This is a genomic window from Mesorhizobium sp. B2-9-1 (assembly GCF_006439455.1).
Classification (GTDB): domain Bacteria; phylum Pseudomonadota; class Alphaproteobacteria; order Rhizobiales; family Rhizobiaceae; genus Mesorhizobium.
In genome coordinates this window covers 320,523-337,657 of record NZ_VFTP01000003.1, presented here as the reverse complement: position 1 = coordinate 337,657, position 17,135 = coordinate 320,523, and the positions used below count along the sequence as shown (strand labels likewise).

Below are 17,135 nucleotides of genomic sequence, written 5' to 3'. Positions count from 1 at the left end.
CTGCATGGATGCCACCACTATGCTGGCTTGGCACCAGCTCCGCCTCGAAGCTGGTCCATCGATCGAACAGATGAAGCCGAATTTTTCCGTACAGCCTAAAAGGGATCGGTGCGGGGCGATTTGGTGGATAGTTGGGGTATGCCGACGAGTTCAACGTGCGGGTATGGCGCAGCGGTTCGAGCCGCGCAACCCATCAAGTCGGAGCCCGTCGCGCCAACAGCTAGGTCGCCAAAGTTCACACGCATCAGCAATCTGCGCATATCGGCGTTGCTCATGATGCTGATCTGCAGCCAATCGGTGCTGCCTGCGGGTGGAAACGGCAAGACGCTTCACTACACCTCCGGCGGCTCGGGCATTGCTATCGCGAGCGCGGGCTTCGACCTCGCCGATGTACAATCCGTAGAGCAGCTCAATGCCTTGCCGCCAGGGATGAAGGGGCTGATATGGCTAAATGAATCCAGCGGCGTGACGCCACGCTTCATTGCCAAGGTGAAGCCATTTATCGGCAATCCGCGGCTGTTCGGTTTTCGCCTCTGCGATGAGCCGGACGTCAGCGGCAAATACCATTCTCCAGCAGTTAGTCCGGCGGCCCTGAAGGCCGAGGCCGAGTGGATCAGAGCCAATGTCCCCGGGGCAGTTACATTTGTTACTTTGATGGACATGGGGTCTTTCGAAGCCCCCGCCTTCATGAATACCTTTAATCCCGCCAACACGGGGATTGATCTTTTCGGCCTGGACCCATATCCGGTCCGCGGCAAGACTTTTGATTTGGATTTCATCGATCGAACGGTCGAGGCAGCCGCTGCCGCTGGCATCCCTCTCGACAGGATTGTGCCTGTATACCAGGCCTTCGGCGGCGGCAATTGGAAGACCCGTACCGGAGCGGCTGCGGACGTCTATGTACTGCCGACACCGGACCAGGCGAAGCAGATATTCGCGCGCTGGGCCACCTACTCTCCGGCTCCTGTATTCGACTTTGCCTATGCCTGGGGTTCGCAGAACGGAGACACCAAGCTAGGCAGCGCCAGCCCTGAGGCGCTCGAACTTCGCTTGGCGTTCAAAGCGCACAACACGGCGCAGTAGCAACCGCCGCGATCATTTTACCGAAGGTATCCCAGCCGTGCAGAACGCAGATCCTCATTGCTGCGCATAAGCCATTCAACAGCTAGCCGAACAGACGATGAACTTGGCCGTTCAACTGTATGCCGAGTCCTCGGCTGCGAAACTTATGGACGATTGATCTCTTCTCTTGCCAGCGGCGCTTCTCAGCTTGGCGCCCATGGAACCAAAGGACACCGCCAGCAAGAAGACAACATACGCCAATGCCGAATATGAAGAGAGGATCGCCCTGTTCTCCGCCACCAAAGAATATCGCCGAGACGATAAACACACCGCCTGCGAGCGCGCCGACCCAGGCTGCTATGCCGCATTTGGAAAGCCCATCGTGCTGGCCGCAAAGAAAGCGGTAGCGCTCAGCAAGGCGCGCTTCGTCTTCGCTCAGATTTAGCGCGCAGTCTCCGTTGGCTTCGTGCAGCATATTTCACCCCCCTGCTTCCTTTGCATACGGGGTATCGGCGACAAATGTTTCATTCAAGCGAGGGATAAGTTGCAATTTTTCGCACAGTTATGATGCCGTCACCATGCAATACGCAATAATTGGGTCAGGGGTGATGCTCAGCGCGGCCGGGCCGCTCTACAGAAGTCGCGACAATCCGTATGGCACTTTGCTTGGCCGTGATTCAGGGGCGGTGTCATTGAGAGTGGTCCTTCGTTCGCACGGCGGAGGCTCCATTGAGATCTGTTACAACAGCATCAGCCGGTGCCCTGTATCTAGTCTGTGCCCCCGCCGGTCAGGCTCGGCCCGTGGGCTCCCCCGTTCTCGTGCCGGGCCGCTCGCTTATTGAACAGCGAATACGAAAATACCGGGCCGATTTCTCCGGAGGTCGACTAGGCGCGGCGGTTCAACCAACGCCACTCCAGCGGGCGAGTTGTCGAGCCGCCTTTCGCGGTCGGGCTTGCGATCAGCCAAACGGTGCTGAGTGCTTTTCGAACAACGCCAATTTGTCGGCATACCCGATGCGGTTCGCAGCTCCGCAGCCCTCACATTTGAAGGTCGAGATCACCTTGAACCACGACCCTTTCCTTTTGAAGGCATGGTCACATTCCAAGCACTTGAATTCCAAGTCGGCATCATTCAGCGCCGCGGACAGGGGCATCGCTCACCTCCAATGACGTGTCCCTCATTCGCAATCATGCTGCCCGAAGACTATGAGCAAGATCACATGTTAATGCTGGGCCTGTTGCGCCTTGATGACAGGACCTCAGTCCCAATCATCGGCGGGCAAATTCGGCGTGCCCGCTGGCGATTGATCCCGCTCTCCTATCGCCCGATCAGCGTCAGCCCGAAAAGGATGACGAGCCAAAGCCCGGCTGCCGCGACGGCGAGCCGCGGCAAGGTGCCTGTCAGATGCATGAACAGCAGGGCGATCAGCACCGCCTTCGCGGCCGCGATCGCCAGGTTGAGGGCGACATTGAAGCCGCCGAGATCGAGGAAGGAGGAAGCCACCGTCAGCGCCAGCAGCGCGAGCAGCCCGAGATAGCCGAAGGTGAGTTTGCGCAGTTCGCTCATCGGTTGATCAGGTAAAGGACAGGGAACATGAACACCCAGATGACGTCGACGAAGTGCCAGTAGAGGCCGACGGCAACCACCCGGCGCAATCGGTTGGCAGGGCTGCATCGCCGCCATAACGCGATCATGCCGGCGATGACGACGATGCCGCCGATCAGGTGCAGCGCATGCAGCGAGGTCATCGCGAAATAAAGGCCGAAGAAAAGCTGGGCGTGGACGGGATCTGGTCCTGCATAGCGGAACGGCAGGTCCAGGACCGGCGCCAGTCCTTCGCTGATCTCCTTGCCGTATTCGATCCCCTTCACAACCAGGAAGCAGACACCCAGCGCCGAGGTCGCGGCCAACGCCCAAACGGTAGCGTGCCAACGTCTCTGCAGCGTGAACCTGTGCGCCAGCGCCATGGTGAAGCTGCTGGTGATCAGCACGGCCGTGTTGAAGGTGCCGAGCGGCAGCGAAAGATGCTTGGAAGCCGCCGCGAAAGCAGGGCCGAAATCGATATGGGCGACCAGAAAGACAAGGAAAATCGCGCCGAACAGCATCGCTTCGGATCCGATGAACACCCACATGGCAAAATTGTCGGCGCGCCGTTCGCGCTGGGGCGTGTCGAATGCGATGCTTTCGGTACCGCTCATCGCGCCGCTTCCTCCCGGTGTGGGCTGAAGCGCTCGTGCTCGAGCCCCTTCATGTCGTAGGCATAGGCCGGTCGCGTCACGATCGGCATGGTCTCGAAATTATGCGGCGGCGGCGGCGAGCTCGTCTGCCATTCGAGCCCGGTGGCGTTCCACGGATTGTCGGGCGCGCGAGCGCCGCGAAACAGCGACCAGCCGAGGTAGAACAAGGGCATCAAATAGCCGATCGCCAGCACCACCGCGCCGCCCGAGGACAATACGTTCCAGAACTGGAACTCCGGCGGATAGGTATGATAGCGCCGGGGCATGCCGTCGAAGCCCAGCACATATTGCGGAAAGAAGGTCAGGTTGAAGCCGACGAAAGTGACGGTCGCCGCTATACGCCCTGCGATTTCCGAATACATGCGGCCGGTCAATTTCGGCCACCAGAAATGCAGGCCCGCCATGTACGCCGTCACCATGCCGCCGACCATGATGTAGTGGAAATGCGCGATGACGAAGTAGGTGTCGTGGACATGGACATCGACCGCCAACGCCGCAAGGAACAGCCCCGCCAGCCCGCCGAAGGTGAACAGCGCCAGGAAGAACAGCGCGTAAAGCATCGGTGTCTCGAAGCTGATCTCGCCCTTGCGCAGCGTCAGGCTCCAGTTGAAGACCTTGATCGCCGACGGGATCGCGACGCAGAAGGACAGGAACGAGAACACCACGCCGGCATAGGCCGACTGCCCGCTGACGAACATGTGGTGGCCCCAGACCAGGAAGCCGAAGACCGCGATCGCCATCGACGACATCGCCACCGCCTTGTAGCCGAACAGCGGCCGGCGGCTGAAACAGGGCAGCACCTCCGACACCACACCCATGCCGGGCAGGATCATGATGTAGACCGCAGGGTGCGAGTAGAACCAGAAGAGATGCTGGAAGAGCAGCGGATCGCCGCCGAGATCGGGATTGAAGATGCCGATGCCGAACACGCGCTCCAGCACGATCAGGATCAGCGATGCGGCGAGCACCGGGGTTGCCAGCACCATCACCAGGCTGGTGGCGTAGAGCGTCCAGACGAAAATCGGCAGTCGGAACCAGGTGAGCCCCGGCGCGCGCAGCGTGTGCACGCTGACGATGAAGTTGATGCCGGTCATGATCGTCGAGAAGCCGACGATGAAGACGCCGAACGCGGCGGTCGAGACGAAGCCGTTGGCATAGAGCGTCGACAGCGGCGTGTAGAAGGTCCAGCCGGTATCGACGCCGCCGGCCGCCACTGCAAACAGCGCGAACAGGCTGCCGAAAATGAAGACGTACCAGCTGGCGAGGTTAAGCCGCGGGAAAGCGAGATCGCGCGCGCCGATCATCAGCGGCAAAAGGAAATTGCCCATGGTCGCCGGGATCGACGGCACCAGGAAGAACCAGACCATGATGATGCCGTGCAGCGAGAACAGCCGGTTGTAGACATCGTCGGAGACGAGATCGCCGGCTGGCGTCGCCAGCTCGATCCGCATCAGCACCGCCATCGCGCCGCCCAGGAAGAAGAACGCCGTCAGCGAGACGAGATAGAGCCATGCGACGCGCTTATGGTCGGTGGTGAGAAGCCATGCCCGCAGGCCGCTGCCTTCGCCGAGATATGTACCCTGCATCGCCGCGTTGCTCATGGCTTGGCTCCAGCCGTTGGTTGTGGCGAAAGCGATTTCAGATAGGCGAGCAGCATCTGCAGCTCGCCTTCATCGATCAGGCCATCGAAGCTCGGCATGACCGGCTCGTAGCCCGCCGCGATTTCCTTCTTCGGGTTGAGAATGGAGTCGCGCAGGTAACGCTCGTCGGCGGTCACCGTCTGCTGATTGTCGAGCGCCACCGGCCGGCCGAAGATGCCGTCGAGCGACGGCGCCCTCACCTTGCTGCTCGCGCCATGGCAGCCGGAGCAGCCAAGCGCACGAAACAATTTCTCGCCGCTTGCGGCAAGCGTCTCGCCTTCGCCCTGGCTGTTCAGCCACGCGGCATATTGCTCGGGCGCCATCACGGTCACCCAGCCGCCCATTTCGGAATGCTGAGTGCCGCAATATTGGGCGCAGAACAGGTGGTAGCGGCCAGGCTCGGTGGCAGTGAACCAGATATGGGTCGTGCGTCCAGGCACCGCGTCCTGCTTGATGCGGAACGCCGGCACGTAGAAGGAGTGGATGACGTCCTGCGAGGCAAGCGACACGACAACCGGTTTGCCGACCGGAACGTGCAACTCGTTGATCTCGCGCTGGCCGCCGGGTTGCCTGAACTCCCACATCCATTGTTTGCCCAGCCCCGTGATCTCCAGCGCGTCCGCCGGCGGATGATCGCGGCGAACGAAAAGCGTCGCGCCCCAGCCGAAGAAGATGAAGGCAATGATCAGGCTGGCGATGGTCCAACTTGTTTCCAGCCATATGTTGCGGGAACGCTGTCCGGTGCGATCCGCCGGCGACCCGACGCGGTATTTCACCGCGTAGCCGACGACGAGGCCGGTGAGCGCCAGCCCGAGCACGGCTGAGAAAATGAGCAGCGTGTAGAACAGCGCATCGACATGGCCGGCTTCCGACGAGGCTTCCTGTGGGAAGAAGGGAACGCCGAAGCTCACCTTGCCCTCCCGCGCATTTGCCAGATCACCGTCGCTCCCAGGCCCAGCACCGTTGCCAGGCCGGCCACTTTCAGCGCCGCCCAGATAGCTGGCGTGTACTGGCCCTTCGAACTGTCGAATCCTGCGCAGAGCAGGAAGATGTGATCCGCGATCGAGCCAAGTTTGTTGGCCGATGCCTCGACCAGTGCAAGCTCAAGATCGCGCGGCGTAAAGGTCAGCGCCGGCAATACCTGCGAAATTCGGCCCGACGGTGTGAGCGCGATAACCGCGATCGGATGCACGAACTGATCGATGTCTTTGCGCCGGTCGAAAGTGATCCCGGCCTCGTTGGCGAGCGCCGCGCCGGCGCTCTCGCTGCTGGTCAGAAAACGCCAGGCGGACAATCCCGCCGGGCCAGCGGCGGAAGCGATGTCATCCCGCGCCGCTGCGGCATCGGCGGAGGTCTCATCGGGGTTGATCGAGATGAACAGCGCGCGATAATCTGCAGGGCGAAGCGATGTCTTCTTCAGGTCGGACGCGACGGCCTGCTGGGTGACGCCACAAAGGTTCGGGCATTTATCGTAGCCGAAGATGACAAGCGCCGGACGCCCGCCGAGCGTCTCGCCAAGCGTCAGCTTCCGGCCGCTTGTATCGACCAATTCTCGCTCAAGGCTGAGCTGCACGCCGAGCTTCGGATCGAAGCTCGGTCGCTCGGCGGCAAGGGCCGCGCCGGCAACGAGCAGGCAAAGCGCGGCCAACAAGCTTTTCATCGCCCTGCCCCACGCTGCTGTTGGCAATTCCGGGCCTGCGGCGCACGGGGAACCGCCGCCGTGAGCAGGGCGCAATCAGGCTCCGTGGCCGCTGCCGTCGGTCGCGACCAATCCGGCAGGCCGTGGCTGACCACCGCCCACATGGCATCATCGATCGGGATGCGCGCGATGCCGGCATTGCGATCGACCCAGCCAAGCGTCTTGAGCTGGCGATCCTCTTCGGCGCGGAAAGCGGCCAGATCATGCTTTGGTGCGGTCTGCAGATCAGGGCTTTTCGGACTGACGTTGGCTGGCAGCTGCAGCCAGGTCGGCGCGGTGTTGAAGACGAGCTTCACGCCGATCGCGGCTAAGGCGATGAACAGCAACAGCCCGCCGCCGAAGGCGAGCAGCACCCGCGGCTGGACATCGCGCGTTTCGGGGTGACGGCGCGCCTTAGCCATGGGCGACCTCCCGTTTCCACCAGACGATCCTGTCTGGCCGGCGGAGCAGGAAAAGGAACAGCGCGAGCCACAGCCCGCCCAATCCCATCCAGGCGACCGCATCATGCCACAACACCAGCGGGCCGCCGGCAAAGAGCGGTGGCCGGGTTCGCCAGAAAACGTCGATGAAATGGCCGGCCAGGGCGACAGTGGCGAGCCAGACAAGGCCGCGATGGCTGCGCTTCATCCTTCGGCTGAGCAGGCCTGCGAAAGCCGAGACGTGCAAGGCAATCAGCAGCCAAAGAAGATAAAGCCAGCTGCCCGTGGAGCGCACGCCGTACCAGCGGATTTCGTCGGGCAAGTCGCCGCCCCAGACGACGACCCACTGCATGAACATGAGGTAGATCCAGGTCAGCACGAACCCGAGCAGCATGTTGGCAAGATCCTCGCTGAGCGCGACATCTTCCTCGCCGCCGGGCATGACCTCCACCGCCCGCCTTGCCGCCAGCACCAGGATCGCCAAGGCGAAAGCTCCGACAACCTCGGCGGCGGCTTCACAAAGCGCGTAGATGGTCGAGGTGAATTCCGGCTCGATCGAAAGCATCCAGTCGATGGCAAAGACGCTGACGGCAAGCGCATGGAGAACAAGGCCAAGGGCGAATTTCTTGCCGTTGAGTTCATTCGAATTGGCCTCGGTCGTGCCGAGCACTATCCAGGTAAGGACGAGCCAGATCGCCGCGCAAACCGCAAAGCGCAGCAAGAAGAACGGCAGGTTGAGATAGGCAAGCTTTTCACGGACGGTCTCCGGCAGCTTCGCTGTGTCGGCGGCGGCCCACGGAAAGACGAGGTCGAGCCTTATCAGGACAGGCACGAGGGACACCAACGCCAGCGGCAGCAGGGCCGTCATGGTGCGGAGCGGCTGGCGGACCGCTTCTCCCCAGCGCCCGCCGGTCAGCCCGTGCACCATCAATATGGTCAGCGCGCCGAGCGGCAGGCTGAGCGCGAAGAGAGCTGCCGCGAGCCAGGCGCCCAGCATCGCTTTGGCATCGAGCGATGCGCCTAGACCGCAGAGAACAAATCCCGCGATACCTGTGACCGCAAAACCCTGCTCGAGGCGGCTCATGGCGAGGCCTCCGCTTCGAGCCGCGCGCGCATGCTTTGCGGAAGTTCGGCGACTGGAGCGTCGCGCGAATATTGCAGAGCGCGGATATAGGCGACGATCGCCCAGCGGTCCTGCGGCGGCACCCTGGCCGCATAAGAATACATGGCGCCGTAGCCGTTGGTGATGACGTCGTAGAAGTGACGGTCCGAGGCCTTGCGCAGCGCTTCCTGGTGGTAGCTCGGCGGCGCCGGAAAGCCGCGCTGGACGATCATGCCGTGACCATCGCCGGTGCGGCCGTGGCAGGGTGAGCAGAAGATGTCGAAACGCTGTCGTCCGCGCTGCAGCAGCTCGATCGTGATCGGATAAGGGATTCTGTCCGGCACCGGCGTCAGATCGGCGTCGCGCGCCACCGTTCCTGTAACGGGCGTCCGTGCCGACATGCCGTCGGCGAACTGGTTGCTCGCCTCCAGCGGATCATAGCGCGGCTGGTCCTCCATATCCTGCCGGCAGCCGGCCACGGCCAGCGCACCCGACATTAGCGTGAGGCCGAGGCGGCTCACGCCTCGACCTCCTCGACCAGCTCGGCGCCGAGCCGCGTCAGCTGGCCCCTGGTCACGCCTTTGCGGTATTTGGGATCGGCCGCTTCGATCAGCAGATAGAACTTGCCGCCGCGCGTGTAGCTGAAGCTCTCGGCGTTGAAGACCGGATGGTGATAGCGGGGCAGCCCATTGGCCGCGAGCACACCCAGGAAGCCCGCGAAAGCGGCGCCGAGAATGCCGGCCTCGAAGGCGATGATGACGAAAGGCGGCCAGGAATGCAGCGGCCGGCCGCCGACATTGATGGGATAATCGATTTCGACAGAGTACCAGATCAGAGCATAAACGAGAGCCGCGCCGGCAATGCCGCCGGCGAGCACGGCCCAGGGCAGGCGCGTCTTCGGGATCTCCAATATCCGTTCCAGTTCCTTCATCGGAAACGGCGAGAACGCATCCATGCGCCGATAGCCGCGCTCGCGCATGCCGCGCGCCGCCGCGATGAGCGCTTCGGGACCGGCAAACACCGCCATGAGGCCGTAGAGGCTCATCGGATCTTGCCCTCCTCTTCGGCCAGTTCCTCGACCTCGAAGATGGTGATCGCCGGCAGGATGCGGATGAACAGAAAGACGAGCGCGAAGAAGGTGCCGATCGAGCCGAACAGGATGCCGAAATCCAGCCAGGCCAGCGACTGCTCGCCCCAGTCAGACGGCAGGTAGTCGCGGCTCGGCCCCGTCACGACGATGATGTAGCGCTCGATCCACATGCCGACATTGATGGCGACGGCGATCGCGAACAGCAGCGGCATGTTGCGGCGGATGCGTCTGAACCACAGCAATTGCAGCACGCCGCAGTTCAGGCTCAGCATGATCCAGAACAGCGGCGCATAGGGACCCAGCGCGCGCTGCGCCATCATGGTGCGTTCGTAAGGCTCGCCCGAATACCAGGCGAAGAACGCTTCCGAGACATAGCCATAGGCGACGACCATGCCGGCGGCGATCATCAACTTGGCGGCATTGTCCATGTGCCGGAGCGTGATCAGGTCCTTGACCGAGAAGGCCCACCGCAATGGGATGGCGATGGTGAGCACCATGGCGAAACCGGAGAGCAGCGCGCCGGCGACGAAATAGGGCGGGAAGATCGTCGAGTGATAGCCGGGCGTGATCGCGAAGGTGAAATCGAGCGAAACGATCGAATGCACCGAAACGACCAGCGGCGTGGCGAGCGCCGCGAGCAGGAAATAGACGACCTGGTAGCGCGCCCAATGATAGGCCGAGCCGCGCCAGCCGAGCGCCAATATGCCATAGAAGAGCTGCGCCGGTCTCGACCTAGCGCGGTCGCGCAGCACTGCCAGGTCGGGCAGCAGCCCCATATACCAGAACAGCAGCGAGACGGTCGCGTAAGTGGCGATCGCCGCGAAGTCCCAGACCAGCGGGCTGCGCCATTGCGGCCAGTGCATATGCACATTGGGCAGCGGCAGCAGCCAGTAGAAGAACCACGGTCGCCCAAGATGCAGGATGGGAAACAGGCCGGCCATGGCGACGGCAAACAGCGTCATGGCCTCGGCAAAGCGGTTGATCGAGGCGCGCCAGGGTTGGCGCAGCAGCAACAGCACCGCCGAGATCAGCGTGCCGGCGTGACCGATGCCGATCCACCAGACGAAATTGGAGATCATCGTGCCCCAGACCACCGGCATGTTGATGCCGAGGCCGCCAACGCCGACCGCAATGAGATAGGTGATCGAATAGAGCAGCAGCAAAACCAGCAGGAAGCAGAGCAAGAACGCAGTCCAGAAATGGCGCGGCAGGCGGCCGCTGAGCACGATCGAACCGATGCGCCCGCTGATCTCGGGAAAATCGTGACGGCCGCGCAGGACGGCCGGGCTGTTCGCGCTCGCTTCAGCCATCAGTCGCCTCGCCCGGCTTGGCAAGCTTGCCGTTCGGATTGGAAATCTTGCCGAGATAGGTGGTGCGCGGCCGTGTATTCAGCTCCTCCAGCAGCGCGTAATTCTGCGGCGCGCTTTTCTCGCGAACGACCTTTGCATCTTTCTTGTTGCGATCGCCGAAGGTGATGGCCTGGGTCGGGCAGGCCTGCTGACAGGCGGTGACCACTTCGCCATCGGCGATGTCGCGGTTCTCGATCTGCGCCTGGATGCGCTTGGCGCTGATGCGCTGGACGCAATAGGTGCATTTCTCCATCACCCCGCGCGAGCGCACGCTGACATTCGGATTGTGCACGCCCTGCTCCGGACCTGCCTCCTCCTTGTCGAAGGATTGATGATCGAGGAAGTTGAAGCGCCGCACCTTGTAGGGGCAATTCTGCGAGCAGTAGCGCGTGCCGATGCAGCGGTTGTAGACCTGCGCATTCAGCCCGTCATGCGTGTGCACGGTGGCGTTGACCGGGCACACCACTTCGCACGGCGCCTTCTCGCAATGCATGCAGGGCACCGGCTGGAAGAAAGTGTCGGGCGCATCGACCGGTCCGGCATAGTAGCGGTCGACCCGCAGCCAGTGCATCTCGTGGCCGCGCTCGCATTCCTCCGGCCCGACCGGCGCGATGTTGTTCTCCGCCTGGCAGGCCGAGACGCAAGCCATGCAGCCGATGCAGGCCGAGAGGTCGATCGCCATCGCCCAGGCTTCCTGATCGTAAGGCCAGTCGGGATAGAGCGATTCCGTTGGCGCCGGCGGCGCATTCATGCGCACGAAATCCGGGTTCTGTCGGAATGCATTGAGAGACGCATGGCGCACGATGGCTCGGCCTTCCATCGCCTGGTGATGCTGCGTGGTGATGACGCGCACGCTGTTCTTGCGGGGCGCGATGGCCGCGCCGGTGGCAAACCATTCCGAACCACGACGTAATTGGAAGGCGTCGTAGCCTTGCGATAGCGCAGCAACGGAACCTAGCTTTCGCCCGAAGCCGAAGGATAGCGTTATCGTTTCGTCCGGATGACCGGGCATGATCCAGGCAGGTGCATCGATGGCCGCCCCATTGGAAGCGACATTGACGACCTCGCCATTTCCGACCTTCAGTCGCTCGGCGGTGGCGGGCGAGACGAGCGCGGCGTTGCCCCACACAATCTTCGTCAAGGGTCGCGGCAGTTCCTGCAGCCATGAGGCGTTGGCGTAACGCCCATCGCGCAGCCAGGGATCCGCGACGAAGCGGACATCGATGCCGTTGCCTGCCATTGCTGCCGGCTTCAGTCCTGCCAGGTCCGGCGGCACTGTGACGGATACCGGCTTGGCAGCACTGTCCGCCATGACTCCGTCGCGCAGGGCCTTTCGCCAGGCATCATCATCGAGCTGCGCCCAATGCTGCCGGATAAGCAAAAACGGATCGGCCTCGAACTCGCCGCCAAGCGCGGCAAGAAGCTCGTGTACGGTCTTGCCGTCGTAAAGCGGTTTGATCAGCGGCTGGACCAGCGAGGTGCTGCCGTCATGGGCGCGGATGTCGCTCCAGCTTTCGAGCTCGTGCGCAGCCGATAAATGCCAATGCGCCAGGAACGCCGTCTCGTCGCGATAGAGGCCGTGATGGACCAGCAGCTTCAGGCTGGAGAACGCCTCGCGCACATCGAGGCCTGCAGGCGCGGTGTGCAGCGGGTTTGCGCCCAGCGCCACGACGGTGTCTATCGCCTCGTGGCCAATCGCTTGGCACATCGCCTCCAGGTCGCCATCGACATGCAGCGCATCCGGCGGCTCGATCAGCTCGACTGTGTTGCCAAACGCGCCAAGCTTCGCATTGGCGGCAAGTGCGACCGCTTGAATGAAGGCGCTCTGCTGCGTCCCTGCGATGGCCAGCGCATTGCGGCCCGCCGCGCTCAAGTCGTCGACCAGCGCCGCCATCCACGCCGGGTCGACCGGCGAGCCGGAAGCTCCGGTTTGGCCGGTCAACGCCGCGTTCAATCCGGCAGCCACGGCTTCGACGTCGCTTGGCTTGATCGCAACCCGGTGATCGGCGGCGGCCCCAGTGATTGTCGGCGTCGACTCCACCGCATAAAGCCGGCTCATCCGGTCGGATGGATCGCGTACACGTCGCCGCGCAGCAAAGTCGCGCGCATAGGCGAGCCGTCCTGGTCCTTCGCCGAGGAAATCGGCGTCGAGGCTGACGATCGTATCGGCGCGGTCAAAGCGATAGACCGGCGTCAGCGCCGACCCGAACAGGGCACGCGACGCCTCCCCCGCGGCCGGCGTCGCCAACGAATCATGACGATAGAGTTTCAGCCGCGGATAGCGTGTCCGCAGCGCATCCAGCTGCGCCGCGAGCGTCGGCGAGGTGGTCGCTTCAACCAGCAAGGCTCCGCCCTGCCCTTGCGATACCGTCCATCGCGAAACGAGCCCCGCCATTGCCTTCAGGAAATCGCCATACGATGCCGGCTGGCCATCCTTGAGTGGCGCGCGTGAACGGTCGGGATCGAACAGCGTCAGCACGGCTGCCTGCATCACGGCGTCGGCGGCGCCGCGCGAGGCCGGATGATCCGGATTGCCCTCGATCTTGGTCGGCCGCCCTTCATGGCTTTCGACGATGGCGCCGATACCGAAGCCGTCACTCGACAGCGTCGTCGCATAGTAGACAGGCTTGCCTGGGACCAGGATTTCCGGCTGGCGCACATAGGGCACGATTTTTTCCGCCCTGCTGCAGGCGGCCAGCCCGGCAAGCGACAGCGAGGCGCCCATCAGCTTCAGCAGCGTCCGCCGGTTCGGCTTCGCCGGCAGGCGTTCCGCGATCGCCGGGAACTCGGCCTCGACAAAGCGACGGAATTCGGCGGTGCCGGCGACCTCGTCGAGGCTGCGCCATATTTCGCCGCCATGCGCCAGCCGCTTGCGCAGAGCCTCGATGTCGATGGCGGAACCAGGCTTGTCAGCGATGGCAGACATAGCAATCCGTCATCGTCTCGGGGTGGATGTCGAGCATGCCGATCAGCTGCCGCCTGATCTCATCGATGTCGGCAGGCGGCTGCCAGTGCATCAGGAACACGTCCTGCGGGGGACGTAAATTCGGCTCCGGATTGCGATGGCAGCCGAGGCACCACTCCATGCTCAGTGTGCGCGCCCGCATCGTCAGCGGCATCTCGTCGACCTCGCCATGACAGGTCTCGCAGGCGACACCTTTGTTGATGTGGATCGCATGATTGAAGAAGACGAAATCGGGCACGCTGTTGACGCGCTGCCATTCGATCGGCTTGCCGCCAGCCAGGCTTGCGCGGACCGGTGCCAGCATGTCGGCATTGGTGAAAAGCTGCGAATGGCAGGTCATGCAAACTTCGGTCGCCGGCAAACCCGCCGAAGACGAGGTCTCGACGCCATTGTGGCAATAGCGGCAGTCGATGCCGAGCTGGCCGACATGGTGCTTGTGACTGAACGGCACCGGCTGCGCCAATGGCTCACCTACTCCCGTAACCAGGTCCGAACGGGGAAGGATTGTCCCGATCGCGGCGGCGATCAGCAGAACGGCAAAACTTCCCCAGATGACAAAGCGCGCAACGCCATTGGCGTGTTTCGAGAAGATTTGCGGCATCCCCTCGCCGATTCTGCTGAAGGCACCCAGAGTTGACGACACCTAACGGTGCTTTCGCCGCCAAGGTTCCGAACCCGTGGCGGAATCACAGAATGGTGACTGCAACCGGAAACGGGTCGCGGATTTAATCCGCAACCACGGCCGCTCCCATGCGTTCGCCAGATATCACGATCTGTTTCACGCTGGAAAATGCCATGACCAACACCGCTGCAAACAACTCTCATCGCCCTGTGCGCCGTCGCGGTGTCGCTTTCTGGTGGAGAGCGCTGGTCGGCATCCTGTTGGTCATCCTCGGCCTGCTAATCGGCGGCGGCGGCGCATGGTTGGTCGCGCTTGGGGGCTCGTGGTATTATCTGCCGGCCGGCATCGCGTTGCTGCTCGCGGGCATCCTGCTGTTGGCGGGAAACATGGCCGGCGTCTGGCTATACGTGCTGACCTGGCTCGCCACGCTCGCCTGGGCCTATTGGGAGGTGGGTTTCGACGGCTGGGCCCTGATGCCGCGTGTGCTCGCCCCGACTGTCATCCTCGTCTTTGTCCTGCTTGCCCTTCCGGCGTTCCGCGATATGGGCAGCCGAGGCAGCCGGAATGCCGCCTATGCGACAAGCTTGCTCCTGCCGCTCATTGCCCTAGGCGCCTTCAGCTTTTCCCACTTCAATGCCGCGGCTCAGTCACAGCCGGCCGCACCGGCGGCCCCAGCGCCACCTGCAACGGCCAGCGCGCCCGCCTCGCAAGACACAGCGATCCACCAGGCCGGCAATGACTGGCCCGTCTATGGCGGCTCGGAACTGGGGACGCGCTATTCGCCGCTGAACCAGATAACGGCGGCGAATGTCTCCAAGCTCACCCGCGCCTGGTCGTTCCACACCGGCGACATGCCGAATGGCGCAACCAAGGACCTCTATTCGCCAGAGAACACGCCGTTGGAAGTTGGCGGCCATCTCTATGCCTGCTCGGCCAAGGACATCGTCATCTCCGCCGATGCACGCAACGGCAAGGAAGAATGGCGCTACGACCCAAAAGTGCCCGATAACGCCATACCCTACGGCGCGAGTTGCCGGAGCGTCGCTTATTTCGCGGTTCCGGGTGCGAATGCCGATCAGGCCTGTGCCACGAGGATCATCTTCGGAACGCTGGACGCCCGGCTAATCGCCATCGATGCCAGGACGGGAAAACCCTGCTCGGATTTCGGCCAGCAAGGCAGCGTCGATCTCAACCAGGGCATCGGCGAAACGGTGCCCGGCTGGTACTCTATCACCGCGCCGCCGACGATCGTGCGCGGCATCGCCGTGGTGGGCGCGCAGGTCAAGGACGGCCAGGCCGAGAATGCGCCCTCAGGCGTCATCCGCGGCTATGACGCCATCACCGGCAAGCTCGCCTGGGCCTGGGATATGGGCCATCCCGATCGCACCGGCGCGCCGCCCGCCGGAGACACCTACTTCCGCGGCACGCCGAACATGTGGACCGTCGCCGCCGCCGATCCGCAGCTCGGCTATGTCTACCTGCCGCTCGGCAATGCCGCAGTCGACTATTACGGCGTCGACCGCAAGGATTTCGAAAACCAATACAACTCCTCGATCGTCGCCGTCGATGTGACAACAGGCAAGCCGGTGTGGCATTTCCAGACCGTGCATCACGATCTTTGGGACTACGACTTAGGCTCGCAGCCGACGCTGGTCGATTTCCCGACCGTCACCGGCAAGGTCCCGGCCATCATCGTGCCCAGCAAGCAAGGCCAGATCTACGTGCTCGACCGCAAGACCGGAAAGCCGCTCTTCCCTGTCGAGGAGCGCAAGGTGCCCTCGGGCGGGGTCGAGCCGGACAAGCTTTCCAAGACGCAGCCCTATTCCGGCTACGCGCATCTCGACCAGCCCGTGCTCACCGAAAAGGACATGTGGGGTATGAGCCCGCTGGATCAGCTCTATTGCCGCATCCAGTTCCATCGCGCCTCCTATCAGGGCGAGTACACGCCGCCGACGGTCGACCGGCCGTTCATCCAATATCCCGGCTACAATGGCGGCTCGGACTGGGGCAGCATCGCCGTCGACACCGACAGCGGCATGCTGATCGCCAACTACAACGACATGCCGAACTACGACCAGCTCATTCCGCGCAAGAAGGCGGACGAGATGGGCTTCAAACCGATCGACAAGGGCGGCAGTCCGAAAAAGGTGAAGGACATCGGCGACCCGCAGGCCGGATCGCCATACGCGATCGCGGTCAATGCGGGCTGGCGCCTGTCTACGGGCCTTCTCTGCTCAAAGCCGCCCTATGGTCATATCCGCGCCATCGACCTCAAGACGGGCCGGACCCTATGGGACGAGCCGCTCGGCAGCGCCAACAACAACGGCCCGTTCGGCATTCCCTCGATGCTGCCGCTCACCATCGGGACGCCGAACAATGGCGGTCCGCTGGTGACGGCCGGCGGCCTGATCTTCATTGCCGCGACCACCGACAACAAGCTGCGCGCCATCGACATCAAGACCGGCAAGGAGGTGTGGCAGGCCGATCTTCCTGCCGGCGGCCAGACGACGCCGATGACCTATGAGGTCGACGGTAGGCAGTATGTCGTCATCGCGCCCGGCGGCCACCACTTCATGGAAACCAAGGTCGGCGACGAAGTCATTGCCTATGCGTTGCCGGCCGGGTGACGGAGATCGGTCAGCTAGGCTAAAGGCTTCAGCGCTCCAAGTCGTCGCAACCCTGCCCCGTCGGCTGTGACGGACCATCCTTCCGCTCCGCCGGTCGCCGGTTTCGGCGCCGGGCGAGGAAATACATCCAGATCAGAATGAGGATCAGAGGGATGCCCGCCATGGGCAGCATCCACACGCCAAGGTGAAACATGAACGTCACTCTGCCCTGTTGCAGTCAGGTCGGCCCACACTCAAACCGGCGTGGGATAAAACAGTTCCAGGCACGACCGGGCGAAAAGCGTCCTTTCGCTAAAGGCAGATGGTCGCAAAGCCTGATCGG

General features: G+C 63.0%; 15 protein-coding genes. 2 read left to right on the top strand and 13 right to left on the bottom strand.

What is annotated here, in order from left to right; translation table 11 throughout:
- Positions 1–273: 273 nt before the first annotated feature.
- Positions 274–1,083, top strand: coding sequence for a hypothetical protein (locus tag FJW05_RS08940; RefSeq protein ID WP_246673295.1), 810 nt, complete (start codon positions 274–276; stop codon positions 1,081–1,083).
- Positions 1,084–1,165: 82 nt separating this feature from the next.
- On the opposite strand, the gene FJW05_RS08935 is transcribed toward FJW05_RS08940, so the two are convergent.
- The 13 genes from FJW05_RS08935 to FJW05_RS08870 all read right to left on the bottom strand — a co-directional run bounded on the left by FJW05_RS08935 (position 1,166) and on the right by FJW05_RS08870 (position 14,165).
- On the bottom strand, positions 1,166–1,537 hold the full coding sequence (locus FJW05_RS08935; protein ID WP_140630510.1) for a hypothetical protein: 372 nt from the start codon (positions 1,535–1,537) through the stop codon (positions 1,166–1,168).
- Positions 1,538–2,380: 843 nt separating this feature from the next.
- A complete protein-coding gene (locus FJW05_RS08925; protein ID WP_140691297.1) occupies positions 2,381–2,629 on the bottom strand; it encodes a cytochrome C oxidase subunit IV family protein in 249 nt (82 codons plus the stop codon).
- Positions 2,626–3,261 carry a cytochrome c oxidase subunit 3 gene (locus FJW05_RS08920; protein WP_140630505.1) on the bottom strand — a complete coding sequence of 212 codons (636 nt, stop codon included), beginning with the start codon at positions 3,259–3,261 and terminating at the stop codon, positions 2,626–2,628. Before FJW05_RS08920 ends, FJW05_RS08925 begins: the two co-directional genes overlap by 4 nt.
- Positions 3,258–4,901 (bottom strand): cytochrome c oxidase subunit I, encoded by a 1,644-nt coding sequence (ctaD, locus tag FJW05_RS08915; RefSeq protein ID WP_140630503.1) that lies wholly within the window; start codon positions 4,899–4,901, stop codon positions 3,258–3,260. The genes FJW05_RS08920 and ctaD overlap by 4 nt, the downstream gene beginning before the upstream one ends.
- Positions 4,898–5,851 (bottom strand): cytochrome c oxidase subunit II, encoded by a 954-nt coding sequence (coxB, locus tag FJW05_RS08910; RefSeq protein WP_140630500.1) that lies wholly within the window; start codon positions 5,849–5,851, stop codon positions 4,898–4,900. The genes ctaD and coxB overlap by 4 nt, the downstream gene beginning before the upstream one ends.
- Entirely contained in the window at positions 5,848–6,675 is an 828-nt protein-coding gene (locus FJW05_RS08905; RefSeq protein ID WP_140630497.1) for an SCO family protein, read from the bottom strand. The genes coxB and FJW05_RS08905 overlap by 4 nt, the downstream gene beginning before the upstream one ends.
- Entirely contained in the window at positions 6,597–7,040 is a 444-nt protein-coding gene (locus FJW05_RS08900) for a hypothetical protein (RefSeq protein ID WP_140630493.1), read from the bottom strand. The genes FJW05_RS08905 and FJW05_RS08900 overlap by 79 nt, the downstream gene beginning before the upstream one ends.
- Positions 7,033–8,142: a hypothetical protein gene (locus FJW05_RS08895; protein WP_140630490.1), complete on the bottom strand. Its 1,110-nt coding sequence runs from the start codon at positions 8,140–8,142 to the stop codon at positions 7,033–7,035. The genes FJW05_RS08900 and FJW05_RS08895 overlap by 8 nt, the downstream gene beginning before the upstream one ends.
- Positions 8,139–8,681 (bottom strand): cytochrome c, encoded by a 543-nt coding sequence (locus tag FJW05_RS08890; protein WP_140630488.1) that lies wholly within the window; start codon positions 8,679–8,681, stop codon positions 8,139–8,141. Before FJW05_RS08890 ends, FJW05_RS08895 begins: the two co-directional genes overlap by 4 nt.
- Entirely contained in the window at positions 8,678–9,205 is a 528-nt protein-coding gene (locus FJW05_RS08885) for a DUF3341 domain-containing protein (protein WP_140630485.1), read from the bottom strand. Before FJW05_RS08885 ends, FJW05_RS08890 begins: the two co-directional genes overlap by 4 nt.
- A complete protein-coding gene (gene nrfD / locus FJW05_RS08880; RefSeq protein WP_140630483.1) occupies positions 9,202–10,560 on the bottom strand; it encodes an NrfD/PsrC family molybdoenzyme membrane anchor subunit in 1,359 nt (452 codons plus the stop codon). The genes FJW05_RS08885 and nrfD overlap by 4 nt, the downstream gene beginning before the upstream one ends.
- Positions 10,553–13,525: a TAT-variant-translocated molybdopterin oxidoreductase gene (locus FJW05_RS08875; RefSeq protein WP_140630480.1), complete on the bottom strand. Its 2,973-nt coding sequence runs from the start codon at positions 13,523–13,525 to the stop codon at positions 10,553–10,555. Before FJW05_RS08875 ends, nrfD begins: the two co-directional genes overlap by 8 nt.
- On the bottom strand, positions 13,509–14,165 hold the full coding sequence (locus FJW05_RS08870) for a cytochrome c3 family protein (RefSeq protein ID WP_140542995.1): 657 nt from the start codon (positions 14,163–14,165) through the stop codon (positions 13,509–13,511). The genes FJW05_RS08875 and FJW05_RS08870 overlap by 17 nt, the downstream gene beginning before the upstream one ends.
- A gap of 194 nt (positions 14,166–14,359) precedes the next feature.
- On the opposite strand from FJW05_RS08870, the gene FJW05_RS08865 reads away from it, so the two are divergent.
- Complete coding sequence (locus FJW05_RS08865; protein WP_140630478.1) at positions 14,360–16,813, top strand: membrane-bound PQQ-dependent dehydrogenase, glucose/quinate/shikimate family; 2,454 nt, start codon at positions 14,360–14,362, stop codon at positions 16,811–16,813.
- Positions 16,814–17,135 lie beyond the last annotated feature (322 nt).

Coding starts and splice junctions, on each gene's coding strand:
- FJW05_RS08940 (WP_246673295.1), top strand. CDS start 274: ATGATGCTGATCTGCAGCCAATCGGTGCTGCCTGCGGGTGGAAACGGC.
- FJW05_RS08935 (WP_140630510.1), bottom strand. CDS start 1,537: ATGCTGCACGAAGCCAACGGAGACTGCGCGCTAAATCTGAGCGAAGAC.
- FJW05_RS08925 (WP_140691297.1), bottom strand. CDS start 2,629: ATGAGCGAACTGCGCAAACTCACCTTCGGCTATCTCGGGCTGCTCGCG.
- FJW05_RS08920 (WP_140630505.1), bottom strand. CDS start 3,261: ATGAGCGGTACCGAAAGCATCGCATTCGACACGCCCCAGCGCGAACGG.
- ctaD (WP_140630503.1), bottom strand. CDS start 4,901: ATGAGCAACGCGGCGATGCAGGGTACATATCTCGGCGAAGGCAGCGGC.
- FJW05_RS08900 (WP_140630493.1), bottom strand. CDS start 7,040: ATGGCTAAGGCGCGCCGTCACCCCGAAACGCGCGATGTCCAGCCGCGG.
- FJW05_RS08895 (WP_140630490.1), bottom strand. CDS start 8,142: ATGAGCCGCCTCGAGCAGGGTTTTGCGGTCACAGGTATCGCGGGATTT.
- FJW05_RS08885 (WP_140630485.1), bottom strand. CDS start 9,205: ATGAGCCTCTACGGCCTCATGGCGGTGTTTGCCGGTCCCGAAGCGCTC.
- nrfD (WP_140630483.1), bottom strand. CDS start 10,560: ATGGCTGAAGCGAGCGCGAACAGCCCGGCCGTCCTGCGCGGCCGTCAC.
- FJW05_RS08875 (WP_140630480.1), bottom strand. CDS start 13,525: ATGTCTGCCATCGCTGACAAGCCTGGTTCCGCCATCGACATCGAGGCT.
- FJW05_RS08870 (WP_140542995.1), bottom strand. CDS start 14,165: ATGCCGCAAATCTTCTCGAAACACGCCAATGGCGTTGCGCGCTTTGTC.
- FJW05_RS08865 (WP_140630478.1), top strand. CDS start 14,360: ATGACCAACACCGCTGCAAACAACTCTCATCGCCCTGTGCGCCGTCGC.